This is a genomic window from Clostridium sp. (assembly GCF_017888565.1).
Lineage (GTDB): Bacteria > Bacillota > Clostridia > Clostridiales > Clostridiaceae > Clostridium.
In genome coordinates this window covers 14,583-39,007 of record NZ_JAGHFX010000010.1, presented here as the reverse complement: position 1 = coordinate 39,007, position 24,425 = coordinate 14,583, and the positions used below count along the sequence as shown (strand labels likewise).

At 27.0% G+C, this 24,425-nt stretch carries 22 protein-coding genes; 8 read left to right on the top strand and 14 right to left on the bottom strand.

Going from position 1 to position 24,425, the window contains the following annotated elements; all coding sequences use genetic code 11:
* Positions 1–3: 3 nt before the first annotated feature.
* Positions 4–909, bottom strand: coding sequence for a quinolinate synthase NadA (nadA, locus tag J7M87_RS01740; protein WP_291648068.1), 906 nt, complete (start codon positions 907–909; stop codon positions 4–6).
* A 331-nt stretch (positions 910–1,240) separates the two neighbouring features.
* Entirely contained in the window at positions 1,241–1,978 is a 738-nt protein-coding gene (locus tag J7M87_RS01735; protein WP_291648066.1) for a 3-oxoacyl-ACP reductase family protein, read from the bottom strand.
* A 190-nt stretch (positions 1,979–2,168) separates the two neighbouring features.
* On the opposite strand from J7M87_RS01735, the gene J7M87_RS01730 reads away from it, so the two are divergent.
* Together J7M87_RS01730 and hisS are read left to right on the top strand one after the other, a co-directional pair.
* Positions 2,169–3,428 (top strand): helix-turn-helix domain-containing protein, encoded by a 1,260-nt coding sequence (locus J7M87_RS01730; RefSeq protein ID WP_291648065.1) that lies wholly within the window; start codon positions 2,169–2,171, stop codon positions 3,426–3,428.
* Between the two features lie 407 nt (positions 3,429–3,835).
* Positions 3,836–5,134: a histidine--tRNA ligase gene (gene hisS, locus J7M87_RS01725; protein ID WP_291648063.1), complete on the top strand. Its 1,299-nt coding sequence runs from the start codon at positions 3,836–3,838 to the stop codon at positions 5,132–5,134.
* A gap of 113 nt (positions 5,135–5,247) precedes the next feature.
* On the opposite strand, the gene nhaA is transcribed toward hisS, so the two are convergent.
* Together nhaA and J7M87_RS01715 are read right to left on the bottom strand one after the other, a co-directional pair.
* Positions 5,248–6,456 carry a Na+/H+ antiporter NhaA gene (gene nhaA / locus J7M87_RS01720; protein ID WP_291648061.1) on the bottom strand — a complete coding sequence of 403 codons (1,209 nt, stop codon included), beginning with the start codon at positions 6,454–6,456 and terminating at the stop codon, positions 5,248–5,250.
* 585 nt (positions 6,457–7,041) lie between these two features.
* On the bottom strand, positions 7,042–7,416 hold the full coding sequence (locus J7M87_RS01715) for a hypothetical protein (protein WP_291648059.1): 375 nt from the start codon (positions 7,414–7,416) through the stop codon (positions 7,042–7,044).
* Positions 7,417–7,706: 290 nt separating this feature from the next.
* On the opposite strand from J7M87_RS01715, the gene J7M87_RS01710 reads away from it, so the two are divergent.
* The 4 genes from J7M87_RS01710 to J7M87_RS01695 all read left to right on the top strand — a co-directional run bounded on the left by J7M87_RS01710 (position 7,707) and on the right by J7M87_RS01695 (position 9,383).
* The gene (locus J7M87_RS01710) at positions 7,707–8,027 is read left to right on the top strand and encodes a hypothetical protein (protein ID WP_291648057.1); all 321 of its coding nucleotides are present in this window, start codon (positions 7,707–7,709) and stop codon (positions 8,025–8,027) included.
* Positions 8,028–8,076: 49 nt separating this feature from the next.
* Positions 8,077–8,403: a hypothetical protein gene (locus tag J7M87_RS01705; protein WP_291648055.1), complete on the top strand. Its 327-nt coding sequence runs from the start codon at positions 8,077–8,079 to the stop codon at positions 8,401–8,403.
* A 320-nt stretch (positions 8,404–8,723) separates the two neighbouring features.
* Complete coding sequence (locus tag J7M87_RS01700) at positions 8,724–9,017, top strand: zinc ribbon domain-containing protein (RefSeq protein ID WP_291648053.1); 294 nt, start codon at positions 8,724–8,726, stop codon at positions 9,015–9,017.
* 3 nt (positions 9,018–9,020) lie between these two features.
* A complete protein-coding gene (locus tag J7M87_RS01695) occupies positions 9,021–9,383 on the top strand; it encodes a DUF2085 domain-containing protein (RefSeq protein ID WP_291648051.1) in 363 nt (120 codons plus the stop codon).
* A 209-nt stretch (positions 9,384–9,592) separates the two neighbouring features.
* Here J7M87_RS01695 and J7M87_RS01690 read toward each other — a convergent pair whose 3' ends face one another.
* The 7 genes from J7M87_RS01690 to J7M87_RS01660 all read right to left on the bottom strand — a co-directional run bounded on the left by J7M87_RS01690 (position 9,593) and on the right by J7M87_RS01660 (position 18,689).
* On the bottom strand, positions 9,593–11,233 hold the full coding sequence (locus J7M87_RS01690; RefSeq protein WP_291648049.1) for a peptide ABC transporter substrate-binding protein: 1,641 nt from the start codon (positions 11,231–11,233) through the stop codon (positions 9,593–9,595).
* Positions 11,234–11,651: 418 nt separating this feature from the next.
* A complete protein-coding gene (locus J7M87_RS01685; protein WP_291648047.1) occupies positions 11,652–12,266 on the bottom strand; it encodes a DUF3267 domain-containing protein in 615 nt (204 codons plus the stop codon).
* A 129-nt stretch (positions 12,267–12,395) separates the two neighbouring features.
* Positions 12,396–12,830: an N-acetyltransferase gene (locus tag J7M87_RS01680; protein ID WP_291648045.1), complete on the bottom strand. Its 435-nt coding sequence runs from the start codon at positions 12,828–12,830 to the stop codon at positions 12,396–12,398.
* Positions 12,831–13,049: 219 nt separating this feature from the next.
* Entirely contained in the window at positions 13,050–13,337 is a 288-nt protein-coding gene (locus tag J7M87_RS01675; protein WP_291648128.1) for a hypothetical protein, read from the bottom strand.
* Positions 13,338–13,538: 201 nt separating this feature from the next.
* Entirely contained in the window at positions 13,539–14,936 is a 1,398-nt protein-coding gene (locus J7M87_RS01670) for a hypothetical protein (protein WP_291648043.1), read from the bottom strand.
* Positions 14,937–15,118: 182 nt separating this feature from the next.
* Positions 15,119–16,957 (bottom strand): ABC transporter ATP-binding protein, encoded by a 1,839-nt coding sequence (locus J7M87_RS01665; protein WP_291648041.1) that lies wholly within the window; start codon positions 16,955–16,957, stop codon positions 15,119–15,121.
* 4 nt (positions 16,958–16,961) lie between these two features.
* The gene (locus J7M87_RS01660) at positions 16,962–18,689 is read right to left on the bottom strand and encodes an ABC transporter ATP-binding protein (protein ID WP_291648040.1); all 1,728 of its coding nucleotides are present in this window, start codon (positions 18,687–18,689) and stop codon (positions 16,962–16,964) included.
* 108 nt (positions 18,690–18,797) lie between these two features.
* Here J7M87_RS01660 and J7M87_RS01655 point away from each other — a divergent pair, with 108 nt between their 5' ends.
* Complete coding sequence (locus tag J7M87_RS01655; RefSeq protein ID WP_291648038.1) at positions 18,798–19,619, top strand: MerR family transcriptional regulator; 822 nt, start codon at positions 18,798–18,800, stop codon at positions 19,617–19,619.
* Between the two features lie 117 nt (positions 19,620–19,736).
* Here the strand turns inward: J7M87_RS01655 and J7M87_RS01650 are convergent, their stop codons facing one another.
* On the bottom strand, positions 19,737–20,507 hold the full coding sequence (locus tag J7M87_RS01650) for a CsxC family protein (protein WP_291648037.1): 771 nt from the start codon (positions 20,505–20,507) through the stop codon (positions 19,737–19,739).
* Between the two features lie 278 nt (positions 20,508–20,785).
* Positions 20,786–21,583 carry a CsxC family protein gene (locus J7M87_RS01645; RefSeq protein WP_291648035.1) on the bottom strand — a complete coding sequence of 266 codons (798 nt, stop codon included), beginning with the start codon at positions 21,581–21,583 and terminating at the stop codon, positions 20,786–20,788.
* A gap of 599 nt (positions 21,584–22,182) precedes the next feature.
* On the opposite strand from J7M87_RS01645, the gene J7M87_RS01640 reads away from it, so the two are divergent.
* Positions 22,183–22,926 (top strand): phage antirepressor KilAC domain-containing protein, encoded by a 744-nt coding sequence (locus J7M87_RS01640; RefSeq protein ID WP_291648033.1) that lies wholly within the window; start codon positions 22,183–22,185, stop codon positions 22,924–22,926.
* Between the two features lie 270 nt (positions 22,927–23,196).
* Here J7M87_RS01640 and J7M87_RS01635 read toward each other — a convergent pair whose 3' ends face one another.
* A complete protein-coding gene (locus tag J7M87_RS01635) occupies positions 23,197–24,393 on the bottom strand; it encodes an HNH endonuclease domain-containing protein (RefSeq protein WP_291648031.1) in 1,197 nt (398 codons plus the stop codon).
* Between the last annotated feature and the right edge of the window lie 32 nt (positions 24,394–24,425).

Sequence of the window (24,425 nt, the reverse complement as noted above, 5' to 3'; positions counted from 1 at the left end):
AATCTACCTAGATAATAAGTGCATATTTTCTAAAGATTTATATGCCTTATTTCTTAAATCCTCGTCTAAGTGCACTTCATATTCCTCATTTAATAAACAATTATATAAATTTTCTAAAGTTATCATTTTCATGTTAGGACAAATCATACCTGTATTAGTTTTTATAAAGGTTTTATTTGGACTTTTTAATTTCATTTGATAAAGAACGCCTTCTTCAGTTACTACGATAAAGCCTTTAGCATTAGATTTTTCACTATAAGTTATAAGTTCTGATGTACTACCAATATAATCTGCAATATCTCTTACTTCCTTATTACATTCTGGGTGAACAAGTACTTTAAATTCATTATATTTATCCTTAATTGCTTTAATTTCGTTTACTTCAATTCTTTCATGAGTTGGACAAAATCCATCGTATAAGATAAATTTCTTATTAGGAATTTGTTCTTGTAAATAGCTACCAAGATTTCTATCTGGCAAAAATAAAATTTCATTACTATCAATATTATTTATGATTTTTACTGCTGAAGATGAGGTTACACATACATCTGAAATAGCTTTTATATCAATATTAGAATTAATATAAGTAACTATTTTAGCTTTTGAGTGTTTTTCTATCAAATGATTTAATTTATATTCTACTGCCATATCAGCCATTGGACAGGTTGTTTTATTTGAAGGTATTAAAATTCTCTTGTTAGGCGATAAAATTTTTGCACTTTCTGCCATAAATTTTACTCCACAAAAGATTATTAAGCTTTTATCACTTTCCATTGCTTTCTTACTTAAAAAATAAGAATCTCCAACAATATCAGATACTTCTTGAATTTCATCATTTTGATATAAATGAGCTAATATAAGAGCATTTTTTTTATTTTTTAATTTAATTATTTCATTTTTTAAATTCAAGTTTACACAACCCCCTAAAATATTTACTAGTGTATATACACTATAACATAAAAAGGAAAATAGAGGAAGCGTAATTTTACTTGAAGTATTTATATAGTTATACCATAAGGATTTTATAATTTATTATTTGTTGATACTTAACGTCTATTTATTTAATTTTTAATATATTAAAAATTAAATAAATTTAACTATATAAAAATAGCCTTTAATATAATCTTTTTCGAAGATATTAAAGGCTATTTTCTGTAAAAGTGAAATTAAATAGTATATTTTAAATTTATAAAATTATTTCTACTATTAAATTAGTTATAGTTTGTTAAATAAAATACAATTATGTGCGAAAAATACCATCAACTGTTATATTTTGTCCGGTTAAATACTTGGCTTTATCTGATGCTAGGAATACGGCTGTTGCACCAATTTCTTCTGGCTTTCCAAGTCTTGCTGCATATACACTACCCTTTATCCAAGTTTTTAATTCTTCCGGAAGAACTGATACCATATCTGTTTCTATGGCTCCAGGAGAAATAGCATTTACATTAATACCTATTGGCGCTAAGTCTCTAGCAAGCGTCTTTGTCAATCCAAGAAGTGCTGACTTTGAAGAAGCATATGCAGAGCTTCCCAATGCACCTGTTGAAGCACTTGTAGAAGATATAAAAATAAGGCTACCTGTTTTTTCTTGCATCATATATGGAACTATTAGTTTTGACATATAAAAAGGTCCATATGCATTTGTTTTCATAACCTGATCAAATTTTTCTATTTCAGTATCCATTATTGAACCATTAAATTCAATACCTGCATTGTTAACAAGTACATCAATAAAACCAAACTTGTTTATTGATTCTTGTACCATTTTTTTGCATTCATCATATTTTGAAACATCTGCTTGACATATTAGAACTTCAGCTCCAAGTGAAATACAAGCATTAGCTACATCTTTAGCACGTTCTACATTACTATTACAGTGAATAATAACATTATATCCTGCTTCAGCAAATTCTGTAGCACATGCTGCACCTATTCCTCTTGATGAGCCTGTTATAAGAGCAACTTTTTTCCCCATAAATTAATCATTCCTTTCATTTAGTCATACCTTTATATTAAATATTTTTATAAATTTATTATTGTATTATTATTAGAATTTTGTATTTACTTTACATATTATAGGGAATTATTTTACTTTATTATTGTTATGTATGTTATAATATCTATATTGTTAAATATTAGGAATAGTTCTTCTAGGAGTGATGTAAATGTTTCCTATTAAAAATAGTATTTTGTCTTTAGATGATATAGAATATATTTGTAATAAAACCTTTGGAATGTTAAAAATACCAATATTCTTTTTTAACTCTAGTGGTATAATTCTCTTTAAGTTTTCTTATAAACATAGTACTAACCCCTTATATAATAATACTGAACAACTTTTAAATGACTTTCTATCTATTAATGATGAAAATATTCCTATAAATATTAAATCAACAATGTATCATGAAAATTATTTTATTATTAAAGTAATTACTAATGACAATATTAGCGGAACTCTTTTAGTAGGACCCACTATTTCTTCTGAAATTGATGAGAAGTCTATTAATTCAATTATTAAAAAGTTTGATATTTTTGTAAAATACAGAGAAAGCTTAATTAATTATTATAATAATATCGTTATAATGGATTTTAATAGTTTTATAGATGCAGGGCTACTTCTTTATCATTCCATTTATAATGATAAATTAGATTTAACTAATGTAGTAAATATTGATGAAATTCTTATTGATGTTGAACTTAAAGATAGTAAAGCCTTTTATATTTCAAATTTAAAGAAAAGACGAAATGGTAGATTGCATCATTCTCAAGAGTTTGAAAGAAAATTATTGAAACATATAACAGAAGGGAATTTAGAAGAGGTAATGGAGTTTTTTAAATATACTACTTTTGATGGTGAATTAGGAGTTAACTCCAAAAATCCTTTAAGAAATCTAAAGAATATTTTTATTAGCTATACATCAATAGTGTCCCGTGCAGCTATAGAAAAGGGACTTGCTTGGGAAGTATCCCTAACACTTACTGATTTTTATTTTGAAGCAGTTGAAGATCTTAATACTATAAAAGATATAAATGAATTATTTTTAAAAATGATTTTAGATTATACAGAGCATGTAAAGAAAGTTAAAATGTATAACTACTCTTCTGCTATTCTTAAATGTCAAAAATACATATTTGAACATTTATATGAGAAAATATCCCTTTCAAAGCTTGCAGAGTACTCATCTATGAATCCTTGCTATCTCTCACATTTATTTAAGAAAGAAGTTGGAATATCTATTAGCGATTATATACAAAAAGAAAGAATTGAAGTATGCAAAAAATTAATTGTATCTGGCAAAAAATCTGTTGTAGATATTTATGTACCTTTAGGTTTTATTGATCAAAGCCATTTTTCAAAGACTTTTAAAAAATTTGTTGGAATAACCCCAAAAGAATATAAAACATTATATTATCATGAAAGATGATTATATAATTTAAAAGCGCATATAAATTACGTAAATATTCCATTATTTTTAAACTTGTAAACTTTCAAATTTTATTGAAGAAAGAAATTAATTGTTTTATAATTAATTTAATAACTTTTGGAGGAATAATTATGAAAGCACTAAATAACTTGTATAAATTTATACATCATCATTGCTAGAGAGACTTGTTCTTATAAAAAGAGTGCAAGTCTATTTTAAGTGGGCTTGTATCTCTAGGCTATGATATGTAAGTGCAATCATATTTTTGTAAGCCATGTGGGATATTAGCCTACATGGCTTTTTGATTTAGAATTAAATATAAATGCTAATAATACTTATATTTCTAACAATTAGTATTAAATGCTAAAAGAACTACACAAAAATATTAATATAAAGGAGAAATGAAAATGAGTAACTATAAAATTAAACCAAGTATTTTACCAGGATTTATGGAGTTAGTACCTATAGAACAAAGAAAATTTAATGATATGGTAGAAAAAATTACAAAGGTATATGAAGAAAATGGGTGCCTTCCAATAGATACTCCAATTATAGAAAAAGCTGAAGTTTTACTTGCTAAAAGTGCTGGAGAAACAGAAAAGCAAGTTTATGCATTTCAAAAAGGATCTAATAATTTAGCATTAAGATTTGATTTAACAGTTCCTTTTGCTAGATATACTTCTCAATACTTCAATAATTTAACTTTCCCATTTAAAAGATATCAAATAGGCAAAGTATATAGAGGAGAAAGAAATCAAAGAGGAAGATATAGAGAGTTTTATCAATGTGATGTTGATATTATAGGAAAAGATAAGCTAAGTATTAAAAATGATGCTTTAGTTATAAGTCTAGCTTCAAAGGCTTTTAAATCAATAGGATTAAAAGATTATAAGTTTCAAATAAGCAATAGAAAACTACTCTCTGCTTTATTAAATTCTCTAAATATAGAAAATTCTATGGCTGTTATGATATTAATCGATAAATATGATAAGATTGGTGAAAAAGCATTTAAAGAAGAACTAGATAAGTTAATTAATAAAGAAAGTGCAGAAATAATAAATAACTTTATAAATATAAATGGATCTAAAGATAAAGTACTGGAAGAATTAGAATTATTAAATATACAAGATGAAAAATTCACCTTAGGATTAAATGAGCTTAAAGAAGTTACTACTACTCTAGAAGTACTTGGGGTTGATGATAGCGAATATATAATAAATTTAAAAATAATAAGAGGATTAGATTACTATACAGGAACAGTATTTGAAACTTTATTAATTAACAATGAAGAATATGGCTCAATTTGCTCTGGGGGTAGATACGATAACTTAGCAGAAAATTACACTAATAATATCTTACCTGGAGTTGGAATTTCTATTGGATTAACTAGATTATTCTTTCTCTTAAAAGAAATAGGATTTGTTGAAAATTATAAACTTCCATCTAAAGTTGAATATTTAATTATTCCAATTGGTGAAACTTTAAAATATTGTGGTGAAGTATATAAGAAATTAACTGAGTCTGGAAAAGCTGTAGAAATATATTTTGAAGATGATAAATTAAAGAAAAAGCTTAATTATGCTAATAAGTTAGAAATACCATACGTTATACTTCTAGGTGAGGAAGAAGAGGAAAATAAGTCTATAAATATTAAAAATATGATTACTGGCAAACAAGAAACTATAAAATTTGAAGACATTATTTAAAGGGAGTTGACGAGGAAGGTTAAAAAAAGTTTAATCTTACTTTAAATAAAAATAAAACCTTAAGCGCTACATTTCTGTATTGCTTAAGGTTTTATAGTACTTAGAACTTGTTACTAAGCATTAACTTCTTTTACATTTGATCTATTATTTTTTCTTTTACCTAAATTAATTGCAATAGATGCTACTAAACATGTGATAATTGCAGCCAATAATATAGAGATTTTTACTATATTCAATACATTTTCATTACCTGTAAATGCTATTTCAGCTACAAATATAGACATAGTGAAACCAATTCCTGCAAGCATTCCAACACACATTATATCATACCATTTTACATCTTTAGGCTTTTCTATAACTTTAAATTTAGATAAAACAGATGTAAATAACATTATACCTAAAGGCTTTCCTATAACTAATCCAACAATTATACCTAAAGCTACCTTTATAGAACCTTCTGGTATTGATGAAATATTCATATTTATTGCAGTATTAGAAAATGCAAATAACGGAAGTATAATTAAATTAGCATATGGTGCTAATACATGTTCAATTCTTATTAATGTACACTCAAGTGTATCTTTATTACACTTGCTAATAGGTAATGTAATGGCTAATAAAACACCACTTATAGTTGCGTGTATTCCACTTGAAAATATACAAAGCCATAAAATAAATCCTAGTATAAAGTAAGGGGTAAGCCTTTCTTTTTTATCAATTTTTCTAAGTGATAATAACATGATAAATGTTAATGCTCCTAAAGCTAACGGTATTAGCTTTATTCCTGATGAATAAAATATTCCTATAACCGCAATAGAAATTAAATCATCAACCACTGCTAAAGTTAATAAAAATATTTTAAGTGAATTACTAAGTTTATCCTTAAATATCATAAATGCTCCAACAGCAAATGCTATATCAGTTGATATTGGAACCCCTACTCCACTAATATAAGGGGTACTTCTATTAAAAATAAAAAATATAATAGCAGGAATAGTTACTCCTCCAATAGCTGCTATAATTGGGAAAGATGCTCTTTTTACATCTGATAAATGCCCTCTTATAACTTCCATTTTAATTTCACATCCTACAACCAAAAAGAAAATTGCCATTAAAAAGTCATTTATAAACTTGTGCAAATTAAAATTAGGAAATATTTCTATATGATGAAATATATTATTATATATTTCTTTTAATGGGCTATTTGCAATAATTAATGCAAAAATAGTTGCAATTAATAGTAATAATCCAGGTAAAGCCTCCCATTCTGAAAGTATTTTCAACTTACTTAAATAATTTCTTTTTTCATGTGTATAATCCATTTAGTTCCTCCATCTGTCAAGTCTTCCATTTACTCTAATTTACTTATTATTAAATAATTATATCTTTTGGAAAAATACTAAATAATATATTTCCAAAAAATATATTATTTTGCGCAAATACTATTATACCAACTACTTAATACTTTACAATAAAAGTTATATTTTTAACTCTTTTTATACTTTCTTTATACTTTTTTGGGGCATTATATTGATATTTTTTAGTTTAAACCCTATTTAATTATATTTATAATTGGATTTATGTATTTTTTTGTAAATGTACACGATATCATTAAATGTTATACTTTTCTTGATTGTTAAGTTTATTTCATTAGTATAATTACTGTTAAATACAATATAATCAAACTAATATATAGGTTGATTATATTCTTATAAATGAAATTAAGTTCTATTTAAAAGGTTAACTATAATTACATAAACCAAATATTTAATACCTAAAAAGTAGTTCTATTTGCTATATTAATAAAGGGATGTAGATAATTAACTACATCCCTTTATTAATATTTAATTTCTAATATTTTATCTTATAAAGTATTGCAGACATAACCCTTTAGCTTTTCAATACTTTTAGAAAAGCAAAATAAGATCTATAATACTATTTGTATATTTAATCAACTCATCATAATTGAAAAGCTTAGTAGAGTTTATAATTCCTTCTAGGTTATTATTAAAATCCTTTAAATATTTTAATAAATAATTTTTACTATTAGTATATCCTAGGATAAATGAATCATCTTCTAAACCTTTAATTATTTCATCTACTTTTACTTTAGATTTTGAAGCTTTAATATATATTTCAGTAATAAATTCATCTGTAAAAGATAAGTTGTTTTGTATATTTTGTCTCATAATACTTGTAAGATCTCTTAACATATATATTACATCATTTAAATCGACATAATTCTTCTTGCCTATTATTTTTTCGATTAACTTTCTATCCAAAGCACCCTCCTTAAAACTATTTAAATTAAACTTAATATAATTTTAATGTTATTGAGGATAATTTTCAATAGATTCATTAAATATTAGCTGATGCAAACTTAAAGATTATTTCTGAGAATATTATAGATAATACTTCCTTAACTTTTATTTTATCGCCTTCAATTTCTGAATAAGTTCTTATAAATACTAGATTTATTTTTATATACTTTAGCTAATTACATCATCTCTAAGCTAGTTTGTATATTTAAATTGTTCTATAGACAAACTAATCATGAAAGGTGGTTATTATTATGAAAAAATTTATTTATACTCTTTTAATTTTTTTATGCTTGAACTTTAATATTGCTAAAGCTCAGCCTTCTATATATACTAATATTTTCAATCAAGGTGTTTATAGAGTAGATACAATTATTCAAGTCTTAGGGAGAGATTTATCATCTATACAAAACATATCTAGCGATAAAAGTATTTATTTTCTGTTAGTAGATGAAAATCAATCAGTAATACAAGCACTTAAAATAGAACCTAACTCTCCTAAGTATGACTTACATAAACTAAATCCAAACTTTAAAATAATTTTAATTGGTGATGGATCAGCATTTTTATCTTAAAACATTCGAACTTTAAATAATAAAAATTAATTGAAAGGCGGTTTAACTTATGAAAAAATTTATTTTTGCGCTATTAATTTCTTTATCTTTATCTTTATCTTTCAACGCTTCTGCAATTGGGTTTCAAGTGCCTTCAAAAACACTTACAGAAGGTGTTTACAATGCAAATGATCTTGATATTCCACTAAATGACATAAATTATGCTCAAAATATTTCAGACAAAGGTATTACTTATTTCATTATTTATGATGAAGGCAATACTATAGTTCAATCAATAAAACTAATGCCTAACTCTCCGAAGGTTCAATTATATCCTAAATTAGATTCTAGCTATAAATTAATAGTTGTTGGTGATGGTTCTATAGCTTTATCATAAATCTATTTAAACATAAAATTAAAAATTTATTTTATTATACTATATCATTGGCAATACTAACTCACTGCATCTATTCTTCCATCAAAAAAGGCACTCCATCGAGTGCCTTTTTTATTATACATTTTAAAATTAACTCTAAGTAAATATCAAAAATAAATATTGAATAAATATTTAATAGTGAATATTATTTTAGTTTAAATCATAGAATGTATTGTTAAATATAAGTATCTTTATAAAACAGGTTATAATTTTAAAATATTATTGTTTTGAATTCAATCAAATGTCTTAACTACATAAAATTATAAAAAGGGGGAAGATAAATGTTTTGTAAAAATTGTGGGAAAGAAATAGATGATAAGGCAGCAGTATGTATACATTGTGGAGTAGCAACAAATGCTACACCTGATGTTGTAGATAATGGTGGATTTGGATGGGGATTATTAGGATGCTGTATTCCAGTTGTAGGGTTAATTTTATTTTTAGTTTGGAAAGACACTAAACCTAAAACATCTAAGGCTGCTGGAATTGGAGCTTTAGTTTCAGTTGGTATTTATATATTATTATACTTATTTATATTTATTATAGGCGCTGCTGGAGCTTCATATGGTTATTAATAAATGATTAAAACCTTTATTTTTAAATGGTTGCCAATTATTTTTGGATGCCATTGTAGATCAGATAGATCTTTTTATTTTAAAGATAAAAAATTTCCTATATGTGCTAGATGTACTGGCGAGCTAATCGGAATGGTTTGTTCGCCATTTCTATTTTCTCTATATCATCCAAATATACTATTAAATTTAATTTTAATAATTCCAATGCTTTTAGATGGCTTTACTCAACTATTAACTGATTATGAAAGTAATAATTTAAAAAGAGTTTTAACAGGATTACTTTTTGGATATGCTTTGAGTAATATATTTATAATATCAATAATTTTTACGTGGAAGTGTGGTTATAATTTCGGAAAAAATATTTAGGAAATCAGGTTATATCAGATATCATATTATTTCTTCTTTAAGTACTATATATTATATAGAAATAAATAAGATTTATAAGTTTTTAAGTTATATTGAAATACCAAATAATAAAATAAAAGTTGTATAAGATTAAATGCTAATACTTAATCTTATACAACTTCTTAATTTCTTATCATTGAGTTTAATAATAGATGATTTTAATTATTATCTTACTTTGATTCCTCTATATATGCTTTATCAAAGTAAACATGTCCAAGCATTGAAACTCTAACTCCCTTAACTTCTGGTTTAGCCCCAGTTGTTTTATTGTAGAAATAAAGCGGGATTATTGGCATATCTTCCATTAAGATATCTTCTGCTTGCTTCATCATATCCCATCTCTTATTTACATCAGCTTCAACCTTAGCACCATTAACTAATTCGTCATACTTAGGATTTGAATAACCAGCATCGTTATTTCCTCCACCTGTTACCCATAAATCTAAGAATGTCATTGGATCAACATAATCTCCAAGCCAGCCATGTCTTGCAATTTGATATCCACCTTGTTGTCTAGTATTTAAGAATACTTTCCATTCTTGGTTAGTAAGCTCTACATTAACTCCAATCTTAGCCCAGTCTTGTTGAATTACTTGTGCTACTAAATTATGAGAGCCTTCTGTATTATACATAAACTCTAAAGTTGGAATTCCTTCTCCATTTGGATAACCAGCTTCAGCTAATAACTTCTTAGCTTCTTCTATATTAGGAGTTGTTGCATCATAGTATTTTCTATCAGCAAAATCTTCTCCTTCAGCGTTTAAAATTCCTTCTGGAACAAAAGCATATGCTGGAGTTTGTTTTGCTTTTGTAACTTCATTAACTATACCTTCTCTATCAATTGCAATAGATAAAGCTTTTCTTACTTTTGCATTACTTAAAACCTTTTTTGCATCTTCAGATAAAGTTGATTGTTTACCAACATTAAATACTACCATGTAGGTACCAAGATTTGGATGGATTGTAACTAATCCTTCAGCTTGACCACTTTCAATTTCTGATGGTGGAACTGTATCAACCATGTCAAATTCACCAGATTTTAATGAAGCATAAGCAGTATTTTGATCAGTAACTAATTTATAAACTACGCCTGGAAGCTTTATATCATCTTTGTTCCAGTAATTTTCATTCTTTTCAAATACTAATTGATCTTTTAAATCCCATTGAGTCAATTTGAAAGGTCCATTTGAAACATAAGTTTTTGGATCTAGTGCCCATCCTTCTGGATCACTACTAACTATATCTTCTCTTAATGGCATATAAGTTGTAAAAGTAGTAAGTTCTAGGAAGTAAGCTGTTGGTGCTTCTAAAGTTACTTTTAAAGTATGATCGTCTACAACTTCAATTCCAACATCTTCTCTAGTTGCTGTACCTTCGTTAAATTTTTGCGCATTTTTTATATAAAATAATTGATAATTATATTCTGCTGCTGTTTCTTTGGATATAGCTCTTATCCAAGAATATTCAAAATCCTTTGCTGTTACGGCTTCCCCATCTGACCATTTAGCGTCTTTTCTTAATTTAAAAGTATAAACTAAATTATCATCTGAAACTTCATAACTTTCAGCAACTCCAGGAATTGCTTTTTCATTTTCATCAAGTCTCATTAAGCCTTCAAAAGCATTATCTATTACTGAGCCTGATCCTGATGAAGTGTTTAAAGTAGGATCGATTGTTTCAGGCTCCTCTCCTAAATTATAAATTAACTTTCTTGCTTCCTCCTGTTTACTTTGGCATCCTGCAAAAACAGACATTCCAAGAGCAAGTGTTAGTGCTACTGCACAAATTCTTCTTATTTTTTTGCTCTTCATAAAATTAATTCCCCCTTAATATTTATTTTTTATTTAATAATAAAATTAAACCCCAATGATGTCTTTTTATAACCCGAAATAATTTCATATACATTTTATAAATGTGTATTTATTCTTCTGATTTAAACAAATAATACACTTTAATACATAAAATGTCAATATATAAATATTAAAAAATTAAATATTTTATATAAAATTTTTAAATTCAAAGAAGATTTTTTAATCAATTTGATAATCAAAACCTTGTTTTAGTATAAAATTTATCAATTCTCATTATTTTTAATTTTTTTATACTTGATTAAAGTTTTTCATATAATTATGAGTTGAAAACAATTATATTTACAAATTTATAGCATATTAAAAATAACCCAGAAATTCAATTTAGAAGTTGAATTTCTGGGTTATTAAAGCTATAAAGTTATTTATAAAATGTATTATGACCATTGCTAAGTATATAAGAATTATTTGGTGTCTGTACACTAATTAAAATAACGTTTAATAAATCAACACAGGATCCACCAGAATTTAATAAACATAAGAAAGAAAAAAATCCATTTAATACTCCAAACATACTCAAAATTATTGGAAAAATAAAAGATAATATTAAATAAGGCATCACAGAAATAATTATAAATCTACTCTTTTTCATCTTTTCTTCAGTATAAACAAAAGCAAACATTCCACTAAATCCCCAATATGTCCTATTTGACTTTAAGATATTTGGAACAAATAAAGCATGAAGTGATTCATGTATAATTAAGAAAATAATAATAGCAATTAAATATATAAATATATTCAAATTTAAAGTTAACTGTAATTTTAAATCTCTACTTCCATTAATAAGTTCTCTAAAAGGTTCATATAAAAAATATATAAGTGTTAACTCGATAAAAAAAGAAACAATCATAATTGGCAAAGAATAAAAAATAGCGGTTTTAACATTTTTAGGCTCTTTTAGTTTTTTCCAACCATCTAACAATAAATTTTCACATACTAATTCATCGGTAAATGGAATGCTTTTTGTATATTTCAACTTAACCCCTCCAAATAAAGATACTATATATTTGTATTTTTATATATATTTATAAATACCACAATTTCAAAAATGAAACTGTGGTATAATGAAACTATGATATTATAAATTTATATATTAGATTTTAGATTACTTTTGTCCAAAAGACATAAGATATTCCCTTTCTTTTGTATCTTCATTAATAAGTTCTTCTAAAACTACAAAACCATTTTTATTGTAGAAGTTTAGTGCTTTTTTATTTTTTGTAAAAACATTTAATGTTAAATAGGGATATTTAGATTTACAAAAATCTATTAATTTTTGTCCTACACCCTCTCTTTGATAATCTTTACTTACAAAAATTCCTCCTATATAATTATTCTCAACTATACCTACAAAGCCTTTAACAATATTATCTTCTTCAAATATATAAACATCAGCTTCTTTAAGTAAATCCTTAACTAAATTATAATTTTTAATCCAATATTCCTTAGCTACAAAATCATGGGCATCTATATTTGTTTCAAGCCAGATTTTCATTACTTCTTCTAACTTATTTATATTTAAATTTAAATCTTTTATCATACTCTTTCTCCTCAATTTATATAAATTTTAAAAGCAAGAGTCTAAACACTCATTAAGTTCACCCTTTCTAAGAATATATTTCTTTAATAAATTAATAAATATATTTTAATATTTTCTATTATTATCATTCTGAAATTCTGTTGGAACTAAATCTATTAATAGTTCACCAATACATAATACTTTTTTCAAAGCTAAATACTCCTAGTATATACTTTTTCTTTATTCTTCAGCAAAGCTATTTATTAGTTCTTTTCTATTAAGGCAAATAAAACCACTTTCTCTATCAAAAGTTAAATTTAAGTTTTCTCTTTTTGATGATACAATATTTATACCAAATTTACTAGCATTATTTCCCTTTTCATCCATAATGGCTAAACATTGATTTGCACTTCTATCTCCACTATCATATTTTACATTACCAGTATAATAAAGATATAACTTATCATTTAGTTCTATTGCCCCTCCTGAATATGACCCATGAGATTCATAAACTTCTGTTGGTGTTATTGCAACACCTTATCTTTTCCAATTTACTAAATCACTTGACTCATGCTCTGCGAATTTTAGAAAGCTTAAAGGGTGATCCCCTTCTGAATATAGAAAAGTAAATAGTTAAAATATAAATTAAACTACCTTTAGATTTTAATTCTAAAAAGAAAAAACATGATGCTGTAATTCATTTAATTACAATATCATGTTTTTTCTCATTTAAATTATAAATATTGCTACCAGAGTAGTTACAACTATTCCAATTACAACAGGTTTGAAATTTTTCTTAGTAAGCTCAAATGGATCTATACCGCATATTGCTGCTACTGGTATTACGGCCCAAGGAACTATAGTTCCTCCACCAACCCATATTCCTATTAATTGGCCTAAAGCTGTAAGGGTTTCTATTCCTCCACCTAAGGCAGTTGAGAATATTTGTGAAACAGATCCAACTAGTGATATTCCTGAAAAACCCGAACCATCTAATCCAGTTATTGCACCTACCACTGAAAGTGTACTTGCTGAAACAACTGAATTTATAGGTACTATATTTGCAAGGGCAAGCCCTAAATCATTTACTATTCCTTGAGAAGCTTCCGGAAGTATCTTGCCAAAAATCTCATTAAAGGCTGAGTCACCTAAATAGAAAAAGGCAGCAACTGGTATAACAACACCAAATATTTTAAAACCAAATCGCAATCCCTTTACAAGATCCTCTGTTACTTTTTCAAGAGCCTCTTTTTTATATGATATTATAGAAACTAAACTCATTATAAATACTGCTGTACCACCAATAAGGGCTGTTGCTTCATCTCCTTGAAGATTCGTCTTAAACATTATAAATAAATCTAAAGCAAATAATACTAAAATTAAAAATGCTAAAGCTTTTCTTACTTTTTTTGATGATATAGCCATTTTGCTTTTATCATTACTATCTTCATAATCGATATCATCTTCAGTAGTCAATGCTCCTGATTTAATATCTTTTCTAAGATAGTAAAATGCAGCAATAGTAGTTACAACCCCCATTGTTATAGCAAGGGGAACACTAGCCGAAATAACATCTCCTATAGGTATTCCAGCTGCATCGGCAGTAAGCTTTGGTGCAGCTTGAATAATATAATCACTTGATAATGCAATTCCATGTCCAAATAAATTAATAGCTATGGCTACTCCCATAGCCGGAAGCCCTGCTTTCTTAGCTAGAGGTAAAAACAAAGCACCTATAAGTGCTACTGCTGGTGATGGCCAAAAGAACCAGGATAAAGTCATCATAACTATTCCTATGACCCAGTAGGCAATCCAGTAATTTTTAATGACTCCCTTAAAGGGTGAAACCATCTCATCGTTTATACCAGAATCAATTAAAGTTCTACTCATAGCTGTTACCACAGAAATAATAAATATTGTCGGCATGAGTTCCCTTGTAGCATAGACAAAACTATCAAAAATACCCATAGTTGCCTTAGAAAGTGATTCAGTTCCCATAAGGCCTAATATAAATATCCCAAGTATACAAATTAAAGATATATCTCTTTTCTTTACCATAGCCACTATGATAATTATAATGAAAATAAGATAAATATAATGTAGTGGTGTTAGCGCTACGTTTATCATGTACTTCTCCACTCTATTAATTACTATATCTTATAACCTATGAGAATTATCGTTTATTCGTTACAGAATACTTGTCATAAAAACACAAATTTCTTATTAAAATTACTTTTTTATATTTAATACTTACTTTTTTATAGCTATATACCTTTATATAAAAACTAAAATAATTAGAAAAATACTAGCTAATTTGCAACTTCAAACTGGCTGTAATAAAGAGAAGCATAAAACCCATTTTGCTCTAGAAGGCTTTCATGATTTCCTCTTTCTACAATATCTCCATCTTTAACAACTAAAATCATATCAGCATTTTGGATAGTCGATAATCTATGAGCTATTACAAAGCTTGTTTTATCCTTCATAAGTCTTGATAAAGCTTTTTGGATTTCTACTTCTGTTCTTGTATCTACACTTGAAGTAGCTTCATCTAATATCATAATAGTAGGATTTGTCAGCATAGCACGAGCAATAGTTAAAAGCTGCATTTGTCCTTGAGAAACATTTGCTGTCTCACTAGAAATTACAGTATCATATCCATGCTCTAGTGTACGAATAAAATGGTCACAGCTAGCAGCTTTTGCAGCAGTTATTATTTCTTCACGTGTAGCATCCATATTACCATAAGCAATATTTTCTGCTATTGTACCTTCAAACAGCCATGTATCTTGAAGTACCATGCCAATTTGTCTTCGCAATATATTTCTAGGAATCTCATTAATATTAACCCCGTCAATTGATATAGCTCCTCCATTCAATTCATAAAAACGCATAATTAAGTTAATTAATGTAGTTTTTCCTCCACCTGTTGGACCAACAATAGCTACCATTTCATTTGGTTTTACCTCAAGATTTAAATCATTTATTAAAGTTTTTTCATCTGTATATCCAAACTTTACATTTTTAAAATCAACTTTTCCATGAGATATAGGATATTCATTAAATGAAAATTCGTTGAATTTATCTGCGATTTCTTCTTCTTCATCTAATAATTCAAAAACTCTCTCAGCTCCAGCAATAGCTGACTGTAAGGACATAATAACATAAGAAGCTTGGGTAACAGGCTCAGAAACTTGATTTACATATTGTAAAAATGCCTGTATTCCACCTAAGGAAATTTGTCCATTAAGTGTCATTATTCCACCTACAATAGCTGTTACTACAAAGCCTAATTGATTTAAAAATCTAACAGCTGGATATATAGCAAAATCAACAAACTGTGCCTTTCTATTTGCCACAAACTGCTTTTTATTAAGCTCAGTAACTTCTTCAATTATATCTTCTTGCTTATTAAATACTTTTATAATACGATTACCAGAATATACTTCCTCAACTTTTCCACTTAAGTCACCCATTGCAACATAGTTCTCTGCATAATAACGTTGACTTAAACTTGATACATAATTAGTTGCAATGGTACTAATTCCAAGGAATATAAAAATCAATAACGACAACCTTGGATTTAATATAAGCATTGAAATAATTGTAAGTACAATTGTAAAACAAGAAGAAATAAACTGCATAAATCCAACCTGCATTACTTGAGATACTTTTTCAAGGTCAGTTGTTACCCTACTCATTACATCTCCTGTTTTATGTGAATCAAAGTATTTTAATGGAAGTCTATTTATTTTTTCACTAATTTCTTTACGTAGTGATAAAGTTAAGTTTTCGCCAATACTTGATATTATATATTGCTGAGCATAAGAAAGAAAACTGCTAACAATAGAAGTTAGTACTAGTATCAAAACTGGTATAGTTAGCGCCTGTGTTATCATTGATAGAATACTTGTAGATCCATCAAAAATACGAATTGCACTTACTAGATTATTAATAGCTAATCCAACTATAAGTGGCATAATTGCATATGATGCACTGCTAAGTAATGCTGATATACCTACAATTATTAGTTTTTTATTTTGTGTTTTTAATTGTCCCATTAACCTTCTAATAGTCTTTTTTGTATTTTGAGGAATATCCTCACTAAATATCATTGTATCTTTTTCTCTATTTTTATCCTTCTTCATAAAATCAAGCCTCCTTTATATTCATCTGACTTTTAGCAATTGCTTGATATACAGAACAATTCTTCATTAGCTCAACATGTTTTCCAATACCTACTAGATTTCCTTCGTCTAATACAAGTATTTGATCTGCATCCATAATTGTACTCACCCTTTGAGCAATTATTATCTTAGCTGCATCTGTCATATTTTCTTTAAGTGATTTACGAAGTGCTGCATCTGTTTTTAAATCCAAAGCAGAAAAACTATCATCGAAAATATAAATTGGCACTTTTCTTATAAGAGCTCTTGCAATAGATAAACGTTGTTTTTGCCCGCCTGAGAAATTTGAACCACCTTGAGAAACTTCAGATTGTAACCCTTTAGGTAATGTATTTACAAAAGAATCTGACTGTGAAATACTTAATGCTCTCTTCATATCCTCTTTAGTCGCTTCTTTATAGCCCATTTTTAGGTTATCTTCAATTGTTCCACTAAATAAAAATGCTTTTTGAGGAATATAACCAATTGTATCTCTTAATTCATTTTGTGAAAGGCCTCTTATATCAACACCATTTATACGAATTTCTCCTTTGTCTATGTCATGTAATCTTAAAATAAGATTAGCAATAGTACTCTTACCAGAGCCTGTACTTCCAATAATGGCTGTCGTCTCACCTTTATTACATGAAAATGATAAATTTCTTATAACTGGCTCTTCTGCTCCAGGATAAAAGAAAGATACATTTTCAAATTCAACTACTGAATTAGTATCCTTTGTACAAGCCTTTTCTATATTCAAATCCTGAATCTCTGGATTAATTTCTAAGACTTCCTCTATACGATCAAGACATGATTTCATTTTAGGAAGAGTAACACTTGTTGTTGTAGCCATTATTAAATAGCTTAATGTAATAATAGAGTACTCAGTTACAGCAGTTATTTGCCCAATTTCCATTGTCCCCTTCATAGATAGAACTCCACCTATCCAAACTATAAGAGCCATAGAAAAGCCAATTATAAGCCATATTGTAGGATTTAATACAGCAAATAACTTATTTAGCTTTATCATATCTGTAGCATAACTTTTGAAAGCTTTACCTGCTCTACCTTCCTCGTATTTTTCATTTCCAAAGGCACGAATAACACGAATTCCCGTAATAGATTCCCTTATGACTTGATTTATATAATCTAATTTAGACTGAATCCTTTTAGAAATAAATATTGATTTCTTAAGTACTAACACAGCAAAAGCCATAAATATTATCACAGATAAAATAAGTATTAAGGCTAAAGTAAAGCTAGTGTATGCTGTCATTACAATAGACGTACCAATAATAAGTGGAGCTGGAACTATAAGCTGCAAGACCAATCCAAAAGTCTGTTGCATATTAGAAATATCTGAAGTTGTACGTGTAATCATAGACGAAACCCCAATATTGTCAAATTCATGAATAGATAAATCCTGACTCTTACGAAAAATCTTATCCCTCATGTAATATCCAAAAACTGCAGCAAGGTCTGCTGAATAATAACTTCCAAGTACTGCTGCTACAGTTGTTATTAAAAGGACTAATAGCATTTGTATACCTATATGAAGAATTTCATTCATATCACCTTTCAAAATTCCATTATCTACAATCCCTGCTATCAAAAATGGGATTAATAATGTTCCTACTACTTGTCCTAAAAGCATAATTAATGTTATTCCTACTTTGCCTTTTCTTTCTTTTAGGAATAGTTTTAAATATTTCATAGTCTACCTCCGTTATGTAAGTGATTTTGCAAAAACTTGATTTCAGTGGTATTATAAAGCTTAAAGTAACTTTAATGTCAATAGTATAATTAAAATTCGGAGGTACTTATGAAAGATAAATCTAATATGCAAATTAAAGAATTTTCTGCTCTTACAGGTATTAAACGTGAAAACCTAAGATACTATGATCAAATAGGATTGTTATCACCAGAATTTCGTGGTGAAAATGGCTATAGATACTATACTAGAAGTCAGTTAACTACAGCATATTTGATTATCTCTCTCAGAGAAATTGGAATTGGAATTGAAGATATAAAAAAATATATTGATATACGTAGTCCTGAAGAAATGTTTGCATTATTTAGCTCACAAAAAAAACATATATTAACTGAAATAAAAAAGCTTAAACGTATATTAGAAGTTATGCAACTTTATGTTGATATGGCAGAGGATGCTATTAAATATAAAGAAAATAGCATAAATATTGAATACAAAAAGAAAGAGCCTATTTTCCTAGGCCCAATAATTTCTAAAGATTCTATAAAAGAATCACAAGATGAATCTGCTATTTCATTTTATAATTTTGCTTTTAAAAATGGGATTGACATAGGTTATCCACTTGGTGCTATTGTTAGTAAAGATGACATTGAATCAGAAAAACCTTTATATGCAATTCAATATTATTTTAAAGCTATGAATGATCAAAAATCATATAAACCTGAAGGAAAATATGCTGTTTTCTATGGTAGATGTGCTTATGGAGAATCTGACGATCTTTATAAAAAATTATATGATTATATTAAAGAAAATAACTTACGTATTTGTAGTGATGCTTATGAGGAATATCCCCTAAATGAACTTTCAACTAAAGATGAAAGTAAGTACTGTGTTAAGATAGAAATAATGGTGGAGAGTGACAGTCATTTGTAGTATTTTGAAAATAATTAACTAATTTTAAAACAGACCTAAAAACTTCCTTGGCAAGCTTTAAGTCTGTAATATATTATCAAATAATATTTAATTTTTAGATTTATATTTACTCGATAATTATAATGCAGTAATTCTTACTTGTTGTCTTTGTAATACTGTTAATGTTAAATTTAATATTGATTTTTCAGTAATACTAGTAACACTTTCCTCTGTAGGAGTTGTGTTATTTAAAGATGAATTTGTATTAATATTAACTTCAATAATATCTGCTCTTACTAATTCGGTAAAAGGTTTTTCGTAAAAGAATTCTGTAGAGAAAAAATTGTCATCACAAGGATTGCTTCCAATTATTTCATCTGAACAATCATCACAACTACTAAGATTGCCTGTAGAAAAATCTAATTCATTTGCTTCATTATTTTCATCCCAAATAGGCTCTCTAATAAAAGTAATCCTTGTGCTCAAGTCAAAAGGGACTTCAACTATGCAATACCTTATGTTTCCAGAGATATTTTTACTTATGGGTACACTTAATTTTTGATTTACATATTCAATAGTATTTCTTATAAAACCTTTTATAAATAGTATTCCAGTACCAGGGTGACTATCTTGTGAAGAAGGTACAATGCGAGATTGAGTCAAAAACACACTTTTTTTAATTCGTTTAATTTCCATAGCAATTCTATCTAGTGTTAAAGTGGCTTCAAGAGGAATTGTTATATTTACTTCTGCTAATACAACTGGAAGCTTAGCAAATACAGGCCCTGATGTAACAACATCAAGCTCTTTAAAACTCTGTTTATTAAATGACTCTACTTCAGAAATAACAGTTGTACAAGGAGTTTCTATAACTTTATATTCATTTGTATTTTCATTATTATCACTCATTAAAAAGTATCCTCCATTTTATCTAGTTTGATATAGTTAGTTAACTATCTAATGTATAATATACAAATTTCGCATTTATTGTACATAAATAAACTAAGGTATTCTTTTACTAATAAATATAATAAAGTTTATCAATTATAATATAATTATTATTTCATAATAAAAAAATCCCTGACAAAACTTAAATTAAGTAATGACAGGGATATGCTTAATCAATATAATTTTTATCTTAATACTTTAGATTTTATAAAATTAATTTTTTAGTTCAATTCATAAACTTATTCTCTACCTAATCCTAATGCTGCAACATTTACTTGTTGATTTTGTAATACTTTCAATGTTAGATTAACTACAACTTTTTCTGTAATTTTAGTGAAAAGTTGTTCTGTAGGATTTTCACAGTCCTTATATGGATCTGTGTGAATATCAACTTCAGCAATATCTGCTCTTACTAATTCAGTAAAAGGTTTTTCATTAAAGAATTCTGAAGTGAAAAAGCTTTGATCACAAACATTACGTCCAATAACTGGATCTGCACACGCATCGCAACTCTTATTCTTATCTGTAAAGAATTCTACTTCAAGTTGAGGTAAATTTGTAATAAATTGTGGTTGTCTAATGAAAGTAATTCTTGTTGTAAAGTTAAAAGGTACTTCAACTGTACAATGTCTTATATTACCACAAATATTAGGAGATCCATACCTACTGCAAGTTTTAGTTGCATATTCTATATTCTTTCTTATAAATCCAGCTATGAATAGTATTCCAGTACCAAAAAGACCATCTTGAGAAAATGGAATAATTCTAGATTGATTTAAATATACATTCTTTCTAATTCTCTTAATTTCTATAGCAGGATGATCTAATTTAATAGTAGCTTCCACTGGGATTGTTATATTAGTTTCAGCTATTACAACTGGAACCTTAACAACTACTGGTCCTGGTGCAATAACATCAGGAGTTACAGAAGCTTGTTCAGTTAAAGATTGTTGTAGAGTCTTAACCTCAGCACATTGTCCTACTAAAGCTGCATTTTCAGCTATATTTTCATTTGTATTTATTTTGTTATCATTCATAATAACACTTCCTCCATAGTTTAATCTAGTTAAAATATTGTTAGTGAAACCCTATATTATATAATATTTAAAATGCACATTTTTGTGCATATTTCTAAATTAAAATATCTACATAATGTGAAAATAAATCCTCCCCCCTCTTTTCATCTTTTAGACTTTTCACTACTTTATTTGGCAGAATATTTATAAAGATAGCTCTATCAAGGTTGCATTAGTACTACTACTACTATCTCTAGTAGGATGTCTTTCGATAACCTCTCCGTTAATAGGTGTTATTATTTATAGTTAATGTACTACTTGAAACATAAATTGCATTAAATTCAGGAATATCTGTAAACACAAAATTATCTGGTTTAATGTTATTAATAGTTACAGTACTTTCTGAATTACTCTTTTTTATTTAATTAAGAAAAATATAATGAAAATAAAAAATAAATATATGGATTTTTTTAAAAACTTCTACTTTCTGCATATTTAATAAATGAAAAAATTTATTAAAATGCCCCTTTATACTTGTAAAATAAAGGATTCTAAAGGGGGTCGCAAAACGCGACTCCCTTTAAAAAAATAAATTTTATATGAAAGAGAGGATTAAAAATATGGAAAAAATGGAAATTTTCAAAAATGACACCTTTGGAGAAATGAATATACTAGAGCTTGATGGAAAGGATTATTTTCAAGCTGTTCAATGTGCATCAATGCTTGGATATTCAAATGCACGAGCAGCTTTGAATAGACATTGTAAACATTCTATCAAATATAAAATTGCTACAATAGGCGGTAATCAAGATGTTAGTTTCATACCAGAAGGTGATTTATTTAGACTTATTGTTCATTCTAAATTACCTTATGCTGAAAAATTTGAAAGCTGGGTTTTTGATGAAATACTTCCATCAATAAGGTCTAAGGGAATTTATGCTACAGATAAAGTAATAGAAGATGGATTAAAAGAACCAACTACTTTAGAAAAGTTGCTTGCTGAATTAAAAGAAGAAAGACAACAATTAATGTTTGAACTTGAAGAATCTAAAGAAAAGGTAAATTACCATGATAAAGTTCTAAATAGTAAATTATTAATACCTATAACAATTATTGCAAAGGACTATGGAATGTCAGGAATTCAAATGAATAAAATCCTTAATTCATTAAGAGTACAATACAGGATTTCAGATAAATGGGTTTTATATCAAGAATACGCACCACAGGGATATACAAGTTCTAAAACATTAAATATCTCTGATGAAAAATATACAATAGTAACCCACTGGACTGAAAAAGGACGGGTTTTTATATATGAATTGTTGAAGGAAAAGCTTGGGATTGTTCCTTTGATTGAGAAATAGAAGGAGTTGTATCAGATTGATTGGAGGATCTGATACAACCTTTTTATATTAAGTCTTTAAATACAGTATTATTTAGATATAAATAATTATATATAATTTTTTACTCACTTTATATCTTTAAATTAATATCCAAAAAATTGCATATTTCACTTAAGTCTTTAATAGTTAACTTGTTTTCGAGTTAGATTATTAAAAATATATATTAATATGTATTAACTTGTATTATTATTTGATTCTTATTTTATATTAATCTTATATTAATCTTATAATCTATAACTTATCAATAACACTAAACCCCTGATTTACAGCTATTTTATATATTGGAGCTATACTTAGTTTTAGTTTTTCTGAAAAACCTTCTTTTCCTTTATATTTATAAAAATCTAATGGATTTTCTAACCTCAAAATATCTACGTACGGCTCTAAATCCTTTTTCTTATTGTTATCACACATAAAAGAAAATGCTTCATACTGTATATCACAAAAATCATCTATATAATTTTCGTATCTTAAAAGTTTATCACTTTTACTACTATTTATATTTTTAAAGGTAGGTACTAAGTTCCACATCTCATCATGCATTACAAAGCTCCAAGGAATAAAGTGATCTATACTCAAAACTCCTAGTTCATCATAATTTTCCTGCGAAAACTCTCTTTCTGTATAAATGTCTTTAACATTTCTATCTGCAATAATACTTGTCCATATTCTTGTTGCTTTAGATAAATTTCTGCATATAGGTGGATCTAATTTGAATATAATTGCTGGTACATTTGGATTTCTTTTTTGTAAGAAACAACTTAACTTATAATATATCCAAGATTTTATTACCTTATAATTACTTTTCATATAGATTGCCCAATCTTCATCCATAACTATATTATTGCTATCTTTAATTATCTTATATAAAACACCTGACTCACTTAAAGATAATTCTATTATTTTTCTAACTCTTTTTGAGCTAGAAGTTCCTTTTATTTTATCATCAAAAAAAGGAGTTAAAAGCATATATGGAACATTGTTTGTTAAATCCTTCATTTGCTTATTTAATATATTATCATCAAGACTACAAATAAATTCTAATAATTCATTATTATTAATATTAGTAGGCACACTGTATATACTTGATATGTAATTTATTGATTTTACTAAATTATCAAATTGTCCAAAATATAGTTTATATTGCAAAGTCGGGTACCATGCTGCTGTTAACATTCGTGCAACTAATCTTTTAAAGGTTATTTCAATATTACCTAAATTCACTTCTTCTAAAATACCTAAAAGCCAATACATTTTATAGCTTGCAACTACTCTACTATCTTCTAATAACCTAGCAAATATTTTTGTATCTACATTACTAGAACTAGGTAAATTATATAAAATCATTTCATTACTATTTAAAATGATACCTTTTTCTTCTATATGAGTATCTTTATTTAATTCATGTTGTACTTTATTTATATACATAAATTCTATCTCCATTTAAATCTGTTTTAATA

Bases quoted from the DNA above. Each gene is read 5' to 3' on its own strand.
- J7M87_RS01705 (WP_291648055.1), top strand. From the start codon at position 8,077: ATGAAAAAATTTATTTTTGCGCTATTAATTTCTTTATCTTTATCTTTA.
- J7M87_RS01710 (WP_291648057.1), top strand. From the start codon at position 7,707: ATGAAAAAATTTATTTATACTCTTTTAATTTTTTTATGCTTGAACTTT.
- J7M87_RS01660 (WP_291648040.1), bottom strand. From the start codon at position 18,689: ATGAAATATTTAAAACTATTCCTAAAAGAAAGAAAAGGCAAAGTAGGA.
- J7M87_RS01700 (WP_291648053.1), top strand. From the start codon at position 8,724: ATGTTTTGTAAAAATTGTGGGAAAGAAATAGATGATAAGGCAGCAGTA.
- J7M87_RS01670 (WP_291648043.1), bottom strand. From the start codon at position 14,936: ATGATAAACGTAGCGCTAACACCACTACATTATATTTATCTTATTTTC.
- J7M87_RS01690 (WP_291648049.1), bottom strand. From the start codon at position 11,233: ATGAAGAGCAAAAAAATAAGAAGAATTTGTGCAGTAGCACTAACACTT.
- hisS (WP_291648063.1), top strand. From the start codon at position 3,836: ATGAGTAACTATAAAATTAAACCAAGTATTTTACCAGGATTTATGGAG.
- J7M87_RS01695 (WP_291648051.1), top strand. From the start codon at position 9,021: ATGATTAAAACCTTTATTTTTAAATGGTTGCCAATTATTTTTGGATGC.
- J7M87_RS01730 (WP_291648065.1), top strand. From the start codon at position 2,169: ATGTTTCCTATTAAAAATAGTATTTTGTCTTTAGATGATATAGAATAT.
- J7M87_RS01655 (WP_291648038.1), top strand. From the start codon at position 18,798: ATGAAAGATAAATCTAATATGCAAATTAAAGAATTTTCTGCTCTTACA.
- J7M87_RS01650 (WP_291648037.1), bottom strand. From the start codon at position 20,507: ATGAGTGATAATAATGAAAATACAAATGAATATAAAGTTATAGAAACT.
- J7M87_RS01680 (WP_291648045.1), bottom strand. From the start codon at position 12,830: ATGATAAAAGATTTAAATTTAAATATAAATAAGTTAGAAGAAGTAATG.
- J7M87_RS01640 (WP_291648033.1), top strand. From the start codon at position 22,183: ATGGAAAAAATGGAAATTTTCAAAAATGACACCTTTGGAGAAATGAAT.
- J7M87_RS01645 (WP_291648035.1), bottom strand. From the start codon at position 21,583: ATGAATGATAACAAAATAAATACAAATGAAAATATAGCTGAAAATGCA.
- J7M87_RS01635 (WP_291648031.1), bottom strand. From the start codon at position 24,393: ATGTATATAAATAAAGTACAACATGAATTAAATAAAGATACTCATATA.
- nhaA (WP_291648061.1), bottom strand. From the start codon at position 6,456: ATGGATTATACACATGAAAAAAGAAATTATTTAAGTAAGTTGAAAATA.
- J7M87_RS01735 (WP_291648066.1), bottom strand. From the start codon at position 1,978: ATGGGGAAAAAAGTTGCTCTTATAACAGGCTCATCAAGAGGAATAGGT.
- J7M87_RS01665 (WP_291648041.1), bottom strand. From the start codon at position 16,957: ATGAAGAAGGATAAAAATAGAGAAAAAGATACAATGATATTTAGTGAG.